Source organism: Streptosporangium amethystogenes subsp. fukuiense (assembly GCF_042665875.1).
Lineage (GTDB): Bacteria > Actinomycetota > Actinomycetes > Streptosporangiales > Streptosporangiaceae > Streptosporangium > Streptosporangium fukuiense.
On sequence record NZ_JBHTEE010000001.1, the window covers coordinates 3,238,109 to 3,255,215 of the forward strand.

Consider the following 17,107-nt stretch of genomic DNA (forward strand, 5'->3'; position numbering starts at 1 on the left):
CAGCCGGGCGCGTCGCCCCGCCGTCACCGCACACCGTGCCGCCGGCCACTCACTCGCCGGTCACCTCGCGCTCACCCCTCGGCGCCCGTCACCGGTCGCTCGCCGCGCATCCGGGGCGCACTTGACGTACACACCCGATCGCGGAGAGAAACATTGTGATTACATTGGGTGGTGGAAACGGCAGGCTCGGGTTTCGAGTTCAGGGTTCTGGGGCCGTTCGAGGTGCTGCGAGACGGTGTTCCCGTGCCGATCCGGGCGGCCAAGCTGCGGACGTTGCTCGTGTCACTGCTGCTCGACGCCAACAGGACGGTCCCCGTCGAGACGCTGATGGACCACCTGTGGGGAGAGGTCCCGCCCCGCGGTGCCCGGAACACCCTGCAGAACTACGTGCTGCGCTGCCGGCACCTGCTGGGGTGCGCCGGGGATGACGGTCCCCTGCTGACCTGCCCGCGCGGCTACCTGCTCAGGGTGGACGGCGACCGACTCGACCTGCACCGCTTCGACACCCTGACCGGCCGCGCCAGGACCGCGGCCGCGGCGGGCTCCATGAAGGCGGCGTCGGCGCTGCTGGCAGAGGCGCTGCGATCGTGGCGCGGGGAACCGCTGCAGGACATCCCGTCGGAGACGCTGCGACGCGAGGTCGCGCCGGTGCTGGCCGAGCGCAGGCTGGACGCGCTCCAGTCCCGCATCGAGGCCGACCTGGCGCTGGACCGCCACGAGGAGGTGCTCCCCGAACTGCGGAGGCTGACCGCCGCGCATCCGCTCCGGGAGCGGTTCTGGGCACAGCGAATGCTGGCGCTTTACCGGTCGGGGCGCCAGGCCGAGGCCCTGCGCTGCCACCACTCCGTCCGGGAGATCCTCGCCGAGGAACTCGGCGTCGATCCCGGCGCGGAACTGCGGGAGCTGCACCAGCGGATTCTCAACAACGATCCCGCACTCACCGCCAAGGGGCCCTCCGGCAATCTCCCCAGTGAGATGACGACGTTCGTGGGCAGGGAACGGCAGCTCGCCGACGCCGGGCGGCGGCTGGAGACCAGCCGCCTGGTCACGCTGACCGGGGTGGGCGGAGTGGGCAAGACCCGGCTGGCGCTGCGGCTGGCCGCGCAGGTGTCGCCCGCCTTCCCTGACGGGGTGTGGATCGCCGACCTCGCCCCGCTGACCGAGCCCGGACTGCTCGACCGGACGGTGGCGCAGGCTCTCGGAATCCGCGACCAGTCCGCGCGCCCCTGCGTGGACATCCTGATCGAGCGTCTGCGTGACAGCAGGACGTTGCTGGTGCTGGACAACTGCGAGCACATGGTGAGGGCGGCCGCGACCTTGGTGACCGTGCTGCTGCGCGCGGTGCCCGGCCTGCGGGTGCTGGCCACCAGCCGGCAGCGGCTCGGCGTCCAGGGCGAGCACGTCCTGGCGGTGCCACCCCTCGCCGTACCGCCCGTAACCCCTCCGAGCGAGGAGACCGAGCCGCCGCTGACCCGCTACGAGGCGGTGACCCTGCTGGCCGACCGCGCCGCGGCCTCCGCCCCGGACTTCCGGATCACGCGACACAACCGCGGTGTCGTCGCACAGCTGTGCGGACGGCTGGACGGTGTCCCGCTGGCGATCGAGCTGGCGGCGGTCCGGCTGGGGACGCTCTCGGCGGAGGAGATCCTCGACCGGCTCGACGACCGGTTCCGGCTGCTGGCCGACAACGACGCCCAGAACACGCCCCGCCATCACCGGACTCTGGGAGGCGTCGTCGGCTGGAGCCACGACCTGTGCACCGAGCACGAGCGGCTGCTCTGGGCACGGCTGTCGGTCTTCTCCGGCGGGTTCGACCTGGAGGCGGCCGAGTCGGTGTGCTCCGGCGCGGGCATCGACCGCCACGACGTCATCGACGTTCTGGCGTCCCTGGCGCACAAGTCGATCCTGGTCGTGAGCACCCGGGGCGGCAGGACGCGTTACAGCCTGCTGGAGACCATCCGCCAGTACGGCAGGCAGCGTCTGGTCGACCTCGGTCAGGAGACCGCGGTGCGGCGACGCCACCGTGACCACTACCGGAGCACCGTCGCACGGGCCGCGGCCGACTGGTGCGGTCCCCGCGAGGTCGAGTGGCTGTCGCGGCTGCGGCAGGAACTGCCGAACCTCCGGACGGCACTGGACTTCTGCGTCACCGAACCCGGCGAGGCCCGTAGTGGACTGGAGATCACCGCCAACCTCACCCGGACCCGGTTCTGGTTCTTCAGCAGCACCATCGGCGAGGGCCGCCACTGGCTGGAGCGCGGGCTCGCGCTCTCTCCGCGCCCGCCGGACCCGCTCCAGATCGGCGCGGTGGCCCTGGCCGCCTGGATCGCCCTCTGCCAGGGCGACAGGCGGGGCGCCGAGGAGTTCCTGACCCGCTGCCGCCGTCTGACCTCGCGGTTCCCCGATGGTGACGCCCCCGCCACCGTCACCTATGTCGAGGGCGCCCACGTGCTGCTCATCCACGGGGATCCGCGGTCCATCCCGCTGCTGGCGCGGGCGAGGGACCGGTTCCTGGCGGACGGCGCGACCGGTGACGCCCACATGGCGACGATGCTCTGGGCCATGGCCTGCGCCTTCCTCGGTGACCGGGACACCGCCGTCGCCGCCGGTGACGCCTACCTGGCCGACGCCGAGGCGCTCGGCGGGGCCTGGGCCTACTCCTGGGCGCTGTGGGGCCTCGGTCTCGCGGAGCTGCGCCACGGCGACCCGGTACGGGCCGCCGCGCTTTTCCGCGACTCGCTGCGCCGCCAGTACGACATCGACGACCGCTGGGGGCCCGTATGGGGTCTTGAGGCGCTCGCCTGGGCCATCGCCGCCACCGGTCGGCACGACCACGCCGCCGAACTGCTCGGCGCCGCGCACCGGTTGCGGCGCACGACCGGGGTGGCGCTCATCGGACTGCGACCGTTTCACGACGCCCACGCCGAGGCCGGCCACCTGGTGCGGCATGCACTCGGTACGCGCGCCTACACCGCGGCCTTCGAGCGGGGGGCCAGGCGTGAGAACGTCATCGGCCTCGTCTGCGCGCCCCCGTGACAGAGTGTCGCCCACCCGCTCGGGCCCCGTGGGCCGGTCGAACCGCTCGGCGGCGGACCTGGCCGAACGCCCCGGTGAGAAGGACGGTCTTCCTCGGGTAAGCCGTTCCGGGTTCAGACGATTCCGCCGTTGACCCGGAGCACCTGGCCGTTGACCCAGCGGGCGGGGCCCGCCAGGAAGGCCACCGCCTCGGCGATGTCGGCGGGCAGGCCCAGCCGCTCCAGTGGCGGCTGGGCGGCAAGCCTGGCGACGGTCTCCTCGTCCTTGCCCTTCAGGAAGAGGTCGGTGGCGGTGGGCCCGGGGGCGACGGTGTTGACGGTGACGTCCCTGCCGCGCAGCTCGCGGGCCAGGATGAGGGTCAGGCCCTCGACGGCCCCCTTGGACGCGGCGTAGGCGCCGTATCCGGGAAGGGCCAGCCCGATGGCCGAGGTGGAGAAGGTGATCAGGGCTCCCCCTCGGCGCAGCCGCCGTGCGGCCTGCTGGGCGACGGCGAAGGTGCCACGTACGTTGACGCGCAGCACGCGGTCCAGCACGTTCAGGTCGAGCTCGGCGAGCGGGGTCGGCGGGTTCATGATCCCGGCGGCGTGGACCACCACGTCGACGCCGCCGAAGGTCTGTTCGGCGGCGTCGAAGAGCGCGGCGACCGCCTCGGGGTCGCCGACGTCGGCCCGGACGGCGATCGCCTGGCCACCCCTGCCGACGGCCTCCGCGACGGCGGCCCGCCCCTCGGCGTCGTTGCTCGCGTAGTTGACCACGATCGCGTATCCGTCGGCGGCGAGCCGGGCCACGACCTGGCGTCCGATGCCGCGTGAGCCTCCGGTGACGATGGCGACGCGGGCTGCTGTGCTGCTCATGATCGACGACTCCCTCAGGAATTTGTGTACACTAAGTATATATATGAATGTAAACACAATGTCCATATATTTCAGGAGGTAGATGGTGACGCAGCAGGCCCCCGAACCCGCCCGTCGCGGACGCGGACGCCGCCCGGCCGCCGAGGTGCGCCGCGAGGTCCTGCGCGCGGCCGGTGAGCTCCTGCTCACCGAGGGAATGGCCGCCTTCACCATCGAGAAGGTCGCGGCCCTGTCGGGCGCGAGCAGGGTGACGCTCTACAAGTGGTGGCCGTCCAAGGGGGCGCTGGCACTCGACGGTTACTTCGACGCCGTCGGCCCCACCCTGGCCTTTCCCGACACCGGCGACATCGCCGCCGACCTCACCGCGCAGCTGCGCGCCTTCGTCCACCTGATGCGCGACACCCGGGCCGGGCGCGTGATGCCGGAGCTCATCGGCCACGCCCAGACCGATCCCGAGCTGTCGGCGCTCCTTCGCGAACGCTATTCGGCACCGCGCAGAGCACTCGCCGTCGAGGCGCTGGAGCGCGCCAAGGAGCGCGGGCGGCTACGCGAGGACGTCGATCCCGAGGTGGTCGTCGACCAGCTCTGGGGCGCCTGCTACCACCGCCTCCTCATCCCCGACCAGCCCCTCACCGACGAGTTCGCCGAGGCCCTCGTCAGGAACCTGCTGGCCGGGATCGGCCGCCCCTGATCCGTGCTCAGGCCACCGGCACTTCTCACCTGGAAAAGCCTGATTGAAGCCCTCGTTCCACCTTACGGGCGATATCTGGCACTCTCTTCTCCATCGTCTCGACCCTTGAGGCCGCGTCCGCCCAGAAAACGGCGCCGGCCCCCACCGGACCCGCGCTCCTATCCGGTGAGGAGCCTGGCCCGGACGGCCGCGAGATCACCGGAGCCCAGGCCCGCCGCGCGCAGGTAGGCGTCGGCGTCCAGCGACTCCAAGGTGGCGAGAACGACCGCGCGGACGGAGGTGTTCTCCCGCAGCAGGACTTCCCGGACGATCGGCCCCTGGTCGGCCACGCCCAGCGTCGCGAAAAGCGGCCTCAGGCGGTCGGCGCTCAGCTCGTAGTCGGAGGCGATCTCCTCGTGCGCGACGCCCGCCAGGGCGAGCAGCAGCAGGGTGATCAGCCCGGTGCGGTCACGGCCCACGGCGCAGTGGATGAGAACGCCGCCGGGCCTGGCATGGGCGACGGCCGCGACGGCCGCGGCGCACCGCTCCGGGAAACGGTCGAGAAAGGGCCGGTAGTAGAGCGGCGTACCCTGCAGCCCCTGCCCCCAGACCTCCCAGAACTCGGTGTCGGCCAGGTCGTCCAGCGGGGCGTGTACGACGTCGACCCCGATCGGGCGAGCCTCGGCGACCGCCTGGCGTTCCTCGTCGTTGCGCAGATCGACGACCGTGCGGACGCCGTACGCGGCGAGCGCCGACCAGCCCGCCGGGGTGAGCCGGTCAGGGCTGTCCGAACGGACGACGGCGCCCCGGCGGGTCACCCGCCCCTCCCCGGTCCGGAAACCGCCGAGGTCCCGGACGTTGTAACAGCCGTCCCAGTCAAGGTGACGATCGACGAGCATGCTTTCTCCCCACCGCCGAAGTCCAGATGCTCCTGATATGACGACCGCCAGGTACCTGTAGTTCGTTTCCCGCACCTTCTCCCGTACGGGTACCTCCGACGAGAGCACACCTCACACCTGATCTGGGGCGAGTCATCCCTGAATCGCCCGGTCGGCCACACCGGGCAGAGGTGCGGTCGGCATGGCCGCCGTCGCCGAGGTGGCCGATGTCCCCGGTGCGCGGCCGGCCTCCGGCGAACGCCTTGCCCAGGTCGTCACGGTTCTCGGCGTTCGGGGAAAGCCGCACGCCCCGTCCGGGCTCGGCGGTGCGGGCCGATCACCGAATCGGGCGGCCGGCCGGTGCGGGAGCAGGCCGATGACCACGACCACCTCCGGGGTTTCGCCGGCGGAATATTAGTACTATAAACGAAGCCAGATGGATGGGACCGGGGTGACCCCCGCACGAGCCGGACGGAATGACGACATGACAACGGATCTGTTCGACAAGCACCGGGCGACCCTCGACCGCGCGATCGAGGCGTGCCGCTCCCGCGAGAGCTGGACGGCGTTCGGCGAGTCGCCGGCCGACCATCCCGGCGGGGAGCGGGCCCGGGCGGAGGGGAGGACCGCGTTCGAGGCGCTGCTGGGCCGCCCCTTCGACCTCGGCGGGCCCGGCGCCCCGGTGGCGCAGCCCGACGAGGTCTCCCCCTACACCGGTGAGCCGCTGGGCGTGTGCTACCCGCGGGCGGACGTCGAGGAGCTGTTCGCCGCCGCCACCCGGGCGTGGCCGCGCTGGCGGGAGGCCGACCAGCGGACCAGGGCCGGGGTGTGCCTGGAGATCTGCGAGCGGATCTACCTCCGCTCCTTCGAGTTCTCGCACGCGGCGATGCACACCGCCGGGCAGAGCTTCGGGATGAGCTACGCCGGCAGCGGGACCAACGCGCTCGACCGCGGCATCGAGGCGATCGCGCAGGCGTACGCGGCGATGTCCCGGGTGCCCGGCACGGCGCGGTGGTCGCGCGCGTTCGGCAGCACCACCGTGGAGATGACGAAGCGGTACCGGCTGATGCCCAAGGGGGTCGCCGTGGTGATCGCCTGTGCGAGCTTCCCCGCCTGGAACGTCTACCCCGCGCTGTTCGCGAGCCTGGTCACCGGAAACCCGGTGATCGTCAAACCGCATCCCGGCTCGGTGCTGCAGATGGCGCTGGCGGTGCGCGTCTGCCGTGAGGTCCTCGCCGAGGCGGGTTTCTCCCCCGAGCTGGTGGGGCTGGCCGTGGACACGGCGGCCGAGCCGGTCACCAAGCTCCTGGTGCGGCATCCGGCGACCCGGATCGTGGACTTCACCGGCTCGGCCGCCTTCGGCTCCTGGGTGGAGGCCAACGCCTTCCCCGCCGTCGCCTACACCGAGACCTCGGGGGCGAACTCGGTGCTGGTGCACTCGGTCGGGGAGCTGCAGCCGGTGCTGCGCGCGCTGGCCGGCTCGCTGTGCCTGTTCTCCGCGCAGATGTGCACCAGCCCGCAGAACATCTACGTGCCGCGCGGCGGCGTGCCCACCGCCGGAGGCACGGTGAGTGCCGCGGACTTCGCGGCCGGGCTCGCCGAGGCCGTACAGGCCATCAGCACGGTGCCCCGGCGGGCCGCCGCGGTGCTCGCCACCGTCCAGTCGCCGAACACCCTGCGGCTGCTGGAGGAGGTGCACGACCGGGCGGCCGCGCGCGGCCGAATCGTCCTCGAGCCGCGCCCCTACCGGCATCCCGACCACCCGAAGGCGCGCACCAGCGGACCGCTGCTGGCGCAGGTGGACATCGCCGACCACGACCTGTACGGGGAGGAGCGGTTCGGACCGGTCGCGTTCGTGATCGACTGTGACGACGCCGACCAGGCGCTGGAGCGGGCCACCCGGGACGCGCGGGAACGGGGGGCGATCACCGCGTTCGCCTACGCCACGGACGAGGCGTACCTGGACCGGGTGGAGGCCGGCTACGCGACCGCCGGCGCCGCGGTGACCTGCAACCTCACCGGACCGATGCCGCTGAACTTCTCCGCCGCCTACAGCGACTACCACGTCACCGGTCTCAATCCGGCAGGCAACGCCTCGCTCACCGACGACTCCTTCGTCACCGGACGGTTCCGCGTCACCCAGTCGCGACGGCCGGCCGTCACCGGTCACTAGCGGGCAGCGAGCCGCCGGTCGTCGACGCGTCAGGGGCGGCCGTCGCCACTCGCCAGGGGGTGGGAGGCGGCGGTCGTCGCGGCCTGCCCGTCGCCGAGCGCGAAGCGCACCTCGGTACGGTTCAGCGGAGTGCCGCACGACAGGCAGCGCAGGTACGGCCGGAAGGGCCGGCCGCAGGCGCGGTGGGTGATCAGCAGGTCGGTGCCCGGCGGGCCGGCGTACCACCGCTGGGCCCAGTCGACGATGAAGGCGAACACCCCGAAGAAGGCCAGGCCCTTGTCGGTCAGCAGGTAGCGGGGACGCCCGCCGTCGCCCTCCCCGGCGCTGAGCACCCCGAGCTCGGTGAACCGCCGCAGCCGGTCGGACAGCACGGACGGGGCCATGCCGAGCTCGGACTGGAAGTCGGCGAACCGGCGCACCCCGAGGAAGGTGGCCGCGAGCATCACGGTGCTCCATCGGTCGCCGAGCAGCTCGAACGTCTCCGGGAAGTACGACAGCGGGTCGCGCTCGACGTCGTCGCGGACCGTCCTGCGGTGGTGGCGCGGCACCGCCACCTGGGCGAAGGTGGCCGAGCCCCGCAGGGTCTCGGTGTCGCGGGCGGTGACCGGGGCCCGGTCACAGGCCGCGCAACCGAGTTCGACGTCGGTGTGCCTGCCGCAGGCGTCGTGGATCAGCTCCGGCAGCCCGCGGCGCCGGGGCACCCAGCTGCGCTCCCAGGACCAGATCTCCACCAGCAGCGGCCACAGTTCCAGCGCGCGCTCGGTCAGCAGGTACTCGGTGCGGGTGCGGCCCTGCTCGCGGTAGGGGGCCGGGCGCAGCAGGTCCCCGGCGACGAGCTCCTTGAGCCGGTTGGCCAGTACCGACTCCGACATGCCCAGCTCGTCACGCCAGTCCGCGAACCGGCGGGTGCGCATCAGGAAGGCCCGCTGCAGGATCAGCAGCGTCCACTGGTCGCTGATCGCCAGCAACGCCTGCCCGATCGCGCTGGGCCGTCGGTCTTCCGCCACCCGTTCCGCCTTTCCGTGCTTTCCGTCGTCAGACGGTCATGCTACTTTGGCCTCTGACTTCTCTTATAGAAGTGTTTGGTCGTCGCACGAAAGGGGCGTCGAGATGACACAGCAGCCGCAGCCGATCGCCGTGGCCCGGGCGGTCGCCGAGAACGGCGACGAGCCGAACCCGTACCTGATGGGAGTGTTCGCCGCCGTTCAGGACGAACTGACCGCCGAGGACCTGGAGGTGGTCGGCGAGATCCCCGCGGACCTCAACGGGGTCTTCCTGCGCAACGGGCCCAACCGCCGCTTCGAGGCGCCCGGCCGCTACCACATGTTCGACGGCGACGGCATGATCCACGCGATGCACTTCGAGAACGGCCGGGCGCGCTACCGCAACCGCTACGTACGCACCGCCGCCTACCACCAGGAGTCCGCGGCCGGCGAGGCGCTGTGGACCGGCGTGATGGAGAATCCGAAGGGCAACCCGTTCGGCAACGGGCACGGCCTGGGCATCAAGGACTCCGCCAACACCGACGTGACCTACCACCGGGGAAAGGTGCTGGCCACCTGGTACCTGTGCGGGACCCCCTACGCGATCGACCCGCTGTCGCTGGAGACCCTGGGCGCGGAGAACTTCCTCGGCACCCTGAACGGCGACATGATGGCCCACCCCAAGGTCGACGAGGCCACCGGTGAGCTGCTGTGGTTCGACTACGGCCCGGACGGCCCGCCGTACATGCGCTACGGCATCGTCGGCCCGGAGGGCGCGGTCACCCACGTGACCGACATCGACCTGCCGGGGCCCCGGCTGCCGCACGACATGGCCATCACCCCGAACCACACGATCCTGATGGACCTGCCGCTGATCCAGGACCAGCGGGCCCGCGCCGCCGGGAAGTACCGCATCTCCTTCGAGCGCTCGCTGCCCGCCAGGTTCGGCGTGCTCCCCCGGTACGGCGCCGGCGACACGATCCGATGGTTCGACGCCCAGCCCTGCTACATCTACCACGTCATCAACTCCTGGGAGGACGGCGACGAGATCGTCCTCGACGTCTGCCGGGTGAAGAACCCGCAGCACCAGGCGACCTACACCTCGAAGATCGCCCAGATGCTGGCCTACCTGCGGCTCAACGCGCACATCTACCGCTACCGGTTCAACCTGCGCACCGGGCGGACGTCCGAGGGCCCGCTGGACGACGACAACATTGAATTCCCCAGCGTCGACTCGCGCGTCATGGGCCGGCCGCACCGCTACTCCTACAACATGCACCTCGCCACCGCGGAGACCCTGCTGTTCGACGGGCTCGTCCGGTTCGACTCGGCGACCGGTGAGAAGCAGGAGCACAGGTTCGGGCCCGGACGGTGGGGCTCGGAGGCACCGTTCGCCCCCCGTGACGGCTCCACCGGCGAGACCGACGGCTACCTGGTCAGCTTCGTCAACGACGAGCGAGCAGGGCGCGCCGAGGTCGCGATCTTCGACGCCGCCGACGTCACGGCAGGGCCGGTCGGCAGGGTGCTGCTGCCCCGGCGCGTTCCCATCGGGTTCCACGCCACCTGGGTCCGCGCCGACCAGCTGCGCGCCGCGGGAGGCGCCCGATGACCGACGTCTACGTGCTCGCCACCCTGCGCACCCCGCGCGGGAAGGGACGTCCGGGCGGCGGCCTTTCCGGGATCACCCCGCTGGAGCTGCTGACCCGGCTGCTGGCGGGCGTCGGCGACCGGGCCGCGGCGCTGCCCGGCCTGGTCGAGGACCTGATCGTCGGATCGGCCACCCAGACCGGGGAGCAGGGCGGCGACCTGGCCCGCACCGCGGCCGTGCTGGCCGGCTGGGGCGAGTCCGCCTCCGGGATGACCCTCAACCGGTTCTGCGCCTCCGGCGTCGACGCGATCAACACCGCCGCCGCGCACATCGCCTTCGGCTCGGCGGGTCTGATCGCCGCCGGCGGCGTGGAGTCGGTGTCCCGGGTGCCGATGTTCGCCGACCAGGCGCCGATCTGGTCCGACCGGGAGGTCGTGGAGCGGGTCGGCTCGGTGCAGATGGGCATCGCCGCCGACCTCATCGCCACCCTCGAAGGGCTGGAGCGCGAGCAGCTCGACGGTTACGCGCTGCGCAGCCAGCGCCGCGCCGCCGCCGCCTGGGAGCAGGGCAGGTTCGCCGGCTCGCTGCTGCCCGTACGGCACGGCGACCAGGTCGTGCTCGACCATGACGAGACCGTCCGGCCGGGCACCACCGCCGAGAGCCTCGCCGCGCTGGAGCCCGCCTTCGCCGCGCTCGGCGCCAAGGGACAGGACGACCTCGTCCGGCGCAGGCGCCCCGAGGTCGGCGAGATCCGGCACCTGCACACCGCCGGGTCCTCACCCGCGCTCGCGGACGGCGCCGGGATCGCCGTGCTCGGTGACGCCGCCGCGGCGGCGGCGTCCGGACTCCGCCCGAGGGCCAGGGTGGTCGCCGCCGCCACGGCCGCGGTGGACCCGGTCATCATGCTCACCGCCGGGCAGGCCGCCGCGGAGAAGGCCCTGAAGCGCGCGGGGCTGGCGCCCGGCGACGTCGACGTGTTCGAGATCGCCGAGGCGTTCGCGGCGACCTGCCTGAAGTTCCAGCGGGACCTCGGTGTCACCGACGAGCAGCTCAACCTCAACGGGGGGACGATCGCGATGGGGCACGCCTTCGGCGCCACCGGCCCGATCCTGCTGGCGTCCTGCGTGGACGAGCTGGAGCGGACCGGTGGGCGCTACGGCGTGATCGCGGTCAGCGGCGCCGCCGGAACCGGGAGCGCCACCGTGCTGGAGCGCGTGCCATGACCCGATCAAGCGACGTGCTCCCGCGGACCCCCCGGCCGGCGGTGTCACTGGGGTTCTGGCAGGACCGGCCGCCCGGCGAGGCCCTGCTGACCGCCCGCGCCGCCGACCGGCTCGGCTACGAGGAGCTGTGGGTGGGCGAGATGGCCACCTACGACGCCTTCGCGCTCGCCTCGGCGATCGGCCTGCGGACCGAGCGGATCGGGCTGACCGTGGGCCCGCTGGCGGTGGCCGTACGAGACCCGATGACGATCGCCCGCGGCGTGGCGTCGGTCGCCGACCTGACCGGGCGCCGGGTCGGCGTCGCGGTCGGCACCTCCAGCCCCCTGGTCGTGGCCGAATGGCACGGCCGCGACCGGAGCCGCCCGGCGACCAGGCTGCGGGAGTCGGCCACGGTGCTGCGGGAGCTGCTCGACGGGCGCAAGCCCTCCTTCGACGGGGAGACCGTCCATGCCCGCGGCTACCACCTGCGGCTGGACGCCCCCCGCTCGGAGCTGACCGTGGCGGCGTTCGGCCCGGCGGCCGTCGGCGTCGCCGCCGCCCTCGCCGACCGGATGGTGCTGAACCTGATCACCCCGGCCTCGGCGGCGGCCCTGGTCCGGCGGCTGCGTGACGCCGCCGCCGTGGCCGGGCGCGAGACCCCCCGGGTGGCCGCCTGGGTCTGCGCCGCGGTGAACCCCACCGAGGCCGCGGTCGAGCAGCTGCGCCGCGCCGTGGTCGGCTACCTGGCCGCCCCCGGCTACGGCGAGATGTTCACCGAGGCCGGGTTCGGCGACGTCGTCGAGTTCGCCCGCACCAGGCCGCACCCGAGGGAGCTGCTGGCCGCCGTCCCCGTCGAGCTGATCCAGTCGGTCGGTCTGGTGGGCGACGAGGCGACGGTCCGTGACCGGCTCGCCGATTACGGCCGCGCCGGCGTGGACGAGGTGGCCCTGGTGCCGGCCTGTGTCGAGGCCGATCCAGGCGGGGAGAAGACCCTCGCGGTCCTTCGGCCACCGGTGGCCGAAGGCTGATCCGCTCGGCCGGCGAAGCGGTGAGACACCGGGCCCTCGCCGGAGGCGACCCACGGGTCGCCTCCGGCGAGGGCCCGGTCCGTACCGGGTTCCGCCGGCCCGCGCCCCAGCGGCTCAGCGGGAGACGACGAAGATCGCGACGGTGGTGCAGCTTCCGCCGATGTTGAGGGTGAGAGCGGTGCGCGCCCCCTCCACCTGGCACTCCCCCGCCTCTCCGGTGACCTGGTGGGCGGCGTCCAGGAGCATGCGGGCGCCCGTCGCGCCGACGGGGTGTCCGAGGCCGATGAGCCCGCCGGAGGGGTTGACCGGCAGCGGCCCGTCGCGCTCGATCACGCCCTCCTCGATCGCCCGGTGTGCCTGGCCCGGCGGGGTCAGCCCGAGATGGTCCAGCGCCGCGTACTCGGTGATCGTGAAGCAGTCGTGCGTCTCGATCACGTCGAGGTCGTCCGGGCCGGCGACGCCCGCGCGCCGGTAGGCGTCGAGGGCCGCCTGCCGCAGGTGCGGGAAGAGGTAGGGCCGCCCTTCGGCGAGTGCGAGCTTGTCGGCCAGCAGCATGGGCGCGCTGCGGTGCCCCCAACCGGTGATCTTCGGCAGGTCGTCCGCCGACCGGCCATGGCGGCGCGCGTACTCCTTGGCGTACCGGGGCGAGGCGAGCAGCACGCTCGCCGCGCCGTCGGTGATGCGGCCGCAGTCGTACTTGCGCAGCCGGCCCTCCACCGGGGGGTTGAGCACGTCGTCCGGGCCGAAGCACCCGTCGGGGAAGGACCAGCCGCGGGTCTGGGCCAGCGGGTTGCGCAGGCCGTTGCCGTGGTTGATCTCGGCGATGCGGGCGAGGTTCGCGCCGAGGCGCTCGTCGTCGAGGCCGTCCCGTTCGGCGACCACGTCGGCGAGCTCGGCGAACAGGCTGGGCCAGGGGAAGGCGGCGCCGACCGCCTCACGCCCGACCCAGGCGGCCGAGCCCAGGTGCTGGGCCGCCTCCTGGGCGCCGACACCGCGCATCAGCTCCACGCCGGTCACCAGGGCCAGGTCGTAGCGCCCCGCCTCGATGTCGGCCATCGCGGCCAGGGCCGCCACGCTGCCCGAGGCGCACGCGGCCTCGTGCCGGGAGGTGGGCAGCATCGCCCAGGCCGGGTCGATGGCGGCGACCATGCCGCCGAGCTGCGCCTGACCGCAGAACAGTTCGGCCGCGAGGTTGCCGACGTGCGCCACCTCGACCTCCGCCGGGTCGATCCCGGTGTCCGCCAGCGCGCCGAGCGCGCTCTCCCGCAGCAGGTCGTAGACGCCGAGCCCCTCCTTCGTCCAGTTGCGGGCGAAGTCGGTCTGGTGTCCGCCGAGCACGTGGACGGTCATCAGGCCGTCTCCCAGACCGAGCGCAGGTCGCGCTTGAGCAACTTACCGACCGGGTTGCGGGGCAGCGATTCGGCCACCTCCAGCCGCTCGGGCAGCTTGTAGGAGGCGATGCGGCGCTCCTTGAGGTAGTCCACCAGTTCCTCCAGGGTGACCTGCTTGCCCGGACGGGGGACGACGAACACGCAGGCCTTCTCGCCGAGCACCGCGTCGGGGTAGCCCACACAGGCGACGTCGGCCACCTTGGGGTGCCCGGCCAGCAGCGACTCGATCTCGGCCGGCGCGATGTTCATGCCGCCCCGGATGATCACGTCCTTGGCACGGTCCACGTAGCGCAGGTACTGCCCGGCGTCCCCGGCCAGTTCGAACACGTCACCGGTGTGCAGCCAGCCGTCCTCGTCGACCGACTCGCGGGTGGCCGTGCCGGCCAGGTAGGCGGAGAACACCGTCGGACCGCGCATCAGCAGTTCCCCGGGCCGGCCGAGCTCGGTGATCTCCTCCCTGGTGGCGACGTCGACCAGCCGGGTCCGGGTCCCGGCGAGCACCGGGCTGGGGTAGTCCACGCCGGGCAGCCCGGGGCGCGGGAAGAAGCGGGCGCGCTCGACCGGGTCGGGGATCGACACCGGGTCCGACAGCATCGCGACGCCCTCGTTGGAGCCGAAGAAGTTGATGACGGCGATGCCGTACTGCTCCTGCCAGCCCTGCACCATCGACGGCGGGAGCGGCGCGGAGCCGGAGCCGACGCGGGTCAGCGACGAGATGTCGGTGGCCGCCAGCACCTCCTTGCGCTGCAGCAGCATGGTCAGCAGCGCCGGCGGCACCAGGGTGTAGGTGACCTTCTCCGCGGCGATCTGGCCGAGGAAGACCGGCAGGTCGAACGGCTGGTGCTGCACCAGGGTGCAACCGGAGATCAGCCAGGGCAGGAGGACCCCGGCGATGCCCGCCATGTTCACCATCGGGAAGGGGTTGAGCACGATGTCGTCGTCGGTGAGCTTCGGCGCGGCGGCGCAGACCCGGGCGGTGGCCAGCCAGTCGTGGTGGCAGCGAGGCACCCCCTTCGGGGTGGCCTCGGTACCGGAGGTCCAGCAGATCGTCAGGCATTCGCCAGGGTCGACGGTCAGCTCCGCGAGGTACGCCGCCAGCGCGTCCGCGTCGCCGCGCGCCTCCTCCAGCGGGACCAGGCCGTCGGCGACGCCGTCGCCCCAGGCGGCCACCGTGTGCAGCCCGTCGAGGTCGGCGGCCATGTCGCGGACGATCTCGGCGTTGGGTCTGTCGCCGACGCGGGTGGCGGTGACGAAGGCGCGGGCGCCGGCCAGCCGCAGCAGCTGGGACAGCTCGTACTCGCGGTACTGGACGGGGAAGGGCGTGACGACGACGCCGATCCGGAAGGCCGCGAAGAAGGTGACGCACAACTCGACCGTGTTGGGTATCTGGACGGCCAGCACATCGCCGTGGCGAAGGCCCCGCTCCAGCAACACCGCCGCCACCCGGTCGACCTCGGCGTCGAGCTCGCGCCAGGTGAGCCTGCGTGGTCTCCCACCGGTCAGCTCGGCTTTGTTGGGCGCGTCGACGACGGCGAGCGCGTCCGGACGCGCCGCCACCTGACCACGCAGCAGCGCGTCGACGGTGTCGTCGGTCCAGAGCCCGGACCGCGTGTAGTGGTCGACACGGCTCGGCGGATGGAGCCTTCGAGGGGTCATCGGGTCTCCTCTTGGCATGGAACTGATGATGTGACGACAGACACTATGAAAAGAGAAGTCAGGGGTCAATAGCACCGGCTTCTTTCGGAGCGCCCGGTTGACCTTTCGGAGCGCCCGGTTCACCCGAGGTGGCCGGTCCCCGAGGTGAGCGTGCCGAAGCCTTCGGGCAGGGCGTTCACCGGGCCGGTCGCCGAGGCCCCTCCTCGGACACGAGTGACGGGCCGACCGCGCCGGGAGGCGGCCGCTACGCGCACGGTCCCGCCGTGCTCGCCGATCACCTGCCCGCCACGCTCATCCGCGCGAACGCGGATCGGTTCGCCTGGAGCCGGCACGGCACGGCGAGATGCGTTCGAGGGCTGGAGCCGAGTTCGCGGACCCGGCCGAGAGGGCCGGTCGTACGTCTGCCGCACCTCGCCGGTACCGCCCCTCAACCGAGGACGGCGTCCAGCAGGAGGGAGCCCGCGCCGAGGAGGGCGGTATCGGGGCCGCCGCGGGTGACGGCGATCTCCAGGTCGCGGGTGGCCAGCGGGAGGCAGCGCTCGTAGACGGCGGCGCGGATGGAGGAGATCAGCGGCTCGGCGGTGGATAGGCTGCCGCCGACGACGATGGCGTCGGGATTGAGGAAGTTGACCAGGACGGTGAGCACCTCGCCGATGAGGCGGCCCGCGTTCCTGACCAGGGCGGTGGCCTCGGGCACGCCGTCCTCGACCAGGGCGACGACGTCGCCCGGGCGTCGCGTCGCGATGCCGAACTCGGACAGAGCGCCCATGAGCGCGGCACCGCTCGCGTAGGCCTCCAGGCAGTCGGAGTGGCCGCACGAGCACATGGTGGAGGAGTCGGCCCTGACCCGGACGTGGCTGATGTCGCCGGCCGCCCCCCTGCCCCGGTGCAGGCGGCCGTCGACGATCACGCCGCACCCTATGCCGCTGCCGGCCTTCAGCACCATGAGGTTGTCGCACCCGGGCCACGAGCGGGCCTCGCCGACGGCCAGCAGGTTGGCGTCGTTCTCGACGAGCACCGGCAGGTCATAGTGCGCGCCGAGATGCTCGGCGACGGGGAAGTTGTGCCAGCCGGGCATGCGCGAGGGGGACACCACCCGACCACTGGCGGGATCGACGGGGCCGGGCATGCCGGTGCCGACGCCGCGCAGCGGGACGCCGGGCGGGCCGTGGGTCAGCAGTAGCTCGTCGAACGAGGCGGCCATCCAGTCGAGGGTCGCCTCGGGGCCGAGCGCTATGTCGCAGGCGCGCTCCTCGACGACGAGGGGGGCGCCGCTGAGGTCGAGCAGGCCGAGGCGGGCGTGGTGCGCCCCGAGGTCGGCCACCGCGAGCAGGCCGGCGGTCGGGCTGACCCGCAGCCGCCGGGGCCGGCGCCCACCCCTGGAGGTGCCCGAGCCCTCCTCGACGAGAAGCCCGGCGTCGATCAACTCCTCGACCCGCAGGGAGACGCTCGACGCCGCCAGGCCGGAGATGCGGGCCAGCTGGGCGCGCGACTCGGCATGGCCGGTGGCGACGAGACGCAGAAGATCGCCCTGCGCTCCCCGCACCGGCAGCCGCTCTTTGCCTGACATGGACTAGAGGAATACCACGTCTGTACTTACTACGGCAACGTGTTGACTTCCACAAGAATCATCTATTACCTTCCGCTT

General features: G+C 72.6%; 12 protein-coding genes. 6 read left to right on the forward strand and 6 right to left on the reverse strand.

Annotated features, from left to right (window positions below; all coding sequences use genetic code 11):
• Window positions 1-171: 171 nt before the first annotated feature.
• Window positions 172-3,036 (forward strand): AfsR/SARP family transcriptional regulator, encoded by a 2,865-nt coding sequence (locus ACFQVD_RS14150; protein ID WP_343973689.1) that lies wholly within the window; start codon window positions 172-174, stop codon window positions 3,034-3,036.
• Window positions 3,037-3,149: 113 nt separating this feature from the next.
• On the opposite strand, the gene ACFQVD_RS14155 is transcribed toward ACFQVD_RS14150, so the two are convergent.
• The gene (locus ACFQVD_RS14155; protein ID WP_364151334.1) at window positions 3,150-3,890 is read right to left on the reverse strand and encodes an SDR family oxidoreductase; all 741 of its coding nucleotides are present in this window, start codon (window positions 3,888-3,890) and stop codon (window positions 3,150-3,152) included.
• Window positions 3,891-3,972: 82 nt separating this feature from the next.
• On the opposite strand from ACFQVD_RS14155, the gene ACFQVD_RS14160 reads away from it, so the two are divergent.
• Window positions 3,973-4,581 carry a TetR/AcrR family transcriptional regulator gene (locus tag ACFQVD_RS14160; protein WP_343978788.1) on the forward strand — a complete coding sequence of 203 codons (609 nt, stop codon included), beginning with the start codon at window positions 3,973-3,975 and terminating at the stop codon, window positions 4,579-4,581.
• A gap of 158 nt (window positions 4,582-4,739) precedes the next feature.
• Here ACFQVD_RS14160 and ACFQVD_RS14165 read toward each other — a convergent pair whose 3' ends face one another.
• The gene (locus tag ACFQVD_RS14165; RefSeq protein ID WP_343978785.1) at window positions 4,740-5,459 is read right to left on the reverse strand and encodes a tyrosine-protein phosphatase; all 720 of its coding nucleotides are present in this window, start codon (window positions 5,457-5,459) and stop codon (window positions 4,740-4,742) included.
• A gap of 463 nt (window positions 5,460-5,922) precedes the next feature.
• Here ACFQVD_RS14165 and paaN point away from each other — a divergent pair, with 463 nt between their 5' ends.
• Entirely contained in the window at window positions 5,923-7,611 is a 1,689-nt protein-coding gene (gene paaN / locus ACFQVD_RS14170; protein ID WP_343978782.1) for a phenylacetic acid degradation protein PaaN, read from the forward strand.
• A 29-nt stretch (window positions 7,612-7,640) separates the two neighbouring features.
• Here the strand turns inward: paaN and ACFQVD_RS14175 are convergent, their stop codons facing one another.
• Window positions 7,641-8,618: a winged helix-turn-helix transcriptional regulator gene (locus tag ACFQVD_RS14175; RefSeq protein ID WP_343978779.1), complete on the reverse strand. Its 978-nt coding sequence runs from the start codon at window positions 8,616-8,618 to the stop codon at window positions 7,641-7,643.
• A 103-nt stretch (window positions 8,619-8,721) separates the two neighbouring features.
• On the opposite strand from ACFQVD_RS14175, the gene ACFQVD_RS14180 reads away from it, so the two are divergent.
• From ACFQVD_RS14180 to ACFQVD_RS14190, 3 genes are read left to right on the forward strand one after another with little or no spacing between them, the layout of a single operon-like run.
• The gene (locus ACFQVD_RS14180; protein WP_343978776.1) at window positions 8,722-10,203 is read left to right on the forward strand and encodes a carotenoid oxygenase family protein; all 1,482 of its coding nucleotides are present in this window, start codon (window positions 8,722-8,724) and stop codon (window positions 10,201-10,203) included.
• Window positions 10,200-11,405, forward strand: a complete 1,206-nt coding sequence (locus ACFQVD_RS14185; RefSeq protein ID WP_343978774.1) for an acetyl-CoA C-acyltransferase — start codon at window positions 10,200-10,202, stop codon at window positions 11,403-11,405. The genes ACFQVD_RS14180 and ACFQVD_RS14185 overlap by 4 nt, the downstream gene beginning before the upstream one ends.
• Complete coding sequence (locus tag ACFQVD_RS14190) at window positions 11,402-12,412, forward strand: LLM class F420-dependent oxidoreductase (protein ID WP_386271271.1); 1,011 nt, start codon at window positions 11,402-11,404, stop codon at window positions 12,410-12,412. Before ACFQVD_RS14185 ends, ACFQVD_RS14190 begins: the two co-directional genes overlap by 4 nt.
• A 114-nt stretch (window positions 12,413-12,526) precedes the next feature.
• Here ACFQVD_RS14190 and ACFQVD_RS14195 read toward each other — a convergent pair whose 3' ends face one another.
• The 3 genes from ACFQVD_RS14195 to ACFQVD_RS14205 form a co-directional block, all read right to left on the reverse strand.
• Window positions 12,527-13,762, reverse strand: coding sequence for an acetyl-CoA acetyltransferase (locus ACFQVD_RS14195; RefSeq protein WP_343969061.1), 1,236 nt, complete (start codon window positions 13,760-13,762; stop codon window positions 12,527-12,529).
• On the reverse strand, window positions 13,762-15,459 hold the full coding sequence (locus tag ACFQVD_RS14200) for a class I adenylate-forming enzyme family protein (protein WP_343969059.1): 1,698 nt from the start codon (window positions 15,457-15,459) through the stop codon (window positions 13,762-13,764). Before ACFQVD_RS14200 ends, ACFQVD_RS14195 begins: the two co-directional genes overlap by 1 nt.
• 427 nt (window positions 15,460-15,886) lie before the next feature.
• A complete protein-coding gene (locus ACFQVD_RS14205) occupies window positions 15,887-17,029 on the reverse strand; it encodes an ROK family transcriptional regulator (RefSeq protein WP_343969057.1) in 1,143 nt (380 codons plus the stop codon).
• Between the last annotated feature and the right edge of the window lie 78 nt (window positions 17,030-17,107).

What these genes read in the sequence shown, in the direction of transcription:
- ACFQVD_RS14155 (WP_364151334.1), bottom strand. Translation starts at nt 3,890, where the DNA reads ATGAGCAGCACAGCAGCCCGCGTCGCCATCGTCACCGGAGGCTCACGC.
- ACFQVD_RS14160 (WP_343978788.1), top strand. Translation starts at nt 3,973, where the DNA reads ATGGTGACGCAGCAGGCCCCCGAACCCGCCCGTCGCGGACGCGGACGC.
- ACFQVD_RS14165 (WP_343978785.1), bottom strand. Translation starts at nt 5,459, where the DNA reads ATGCTCGTCGATCGTCACCTTGACTGGGACGGCTGTTACAACGTCCGG.
- paaN (WP_343978782.1), top strand. Translation starts at nt 5,923, where the DNA reads ATGACAACGGATCTGTTCGACAAGCACCGGGCGACCCTCGACCGCGCG.
- ACFQVD_RS14180 (WP_343978776.1), top strand. Translation starts at nt 8,722, where the DNA reads ATGACACAGCAGCCGCAGCCGATCGCCGTGGCCCGGGCGGTCGCCGAG.
- ACFQVD_RS14185 (WP_343978774.1), top strand. Translation starts at nt 10,200, where the DNA reads ATGACCGACGTCTACGTGCTCGCCACCCTGCGCACCCCGCGCGGGAAG.
- ACFQVD_RS14190 (WP_386271271.1), top strand. Translation starts at nt 11,402, where the DNA reads ATGACCCGATCAAGCGACGTGCTCCCGCGGACCCCCCGGCCGGCGGTG.
- ACFQVD_RS14195 (WP_343969061.1), bottom strand. Translation starts at nt 13,762, where the DNA reads ATGACCGTCCACGTGCTCGGCGGACACCAGACCGACTTCGCCCGCAAC.
- ACFQVD_RS14200 (WP_343969059.1), bottom strand. Translation starts at nt 15,459, where the DNA reads ATGACCCCTCGAAGGCTCCATCCGCCGAGCCGTGTCGACCACTACACG.
- ACFQVD_RS14205 (WP_343969057.1), bottom strand. Translation starts at nt 17,029, where the DNA reads ATGTCAGGCAAAGAGCGGCTGCCGGTGCGGGGAGCGCAGGGCGATCTT.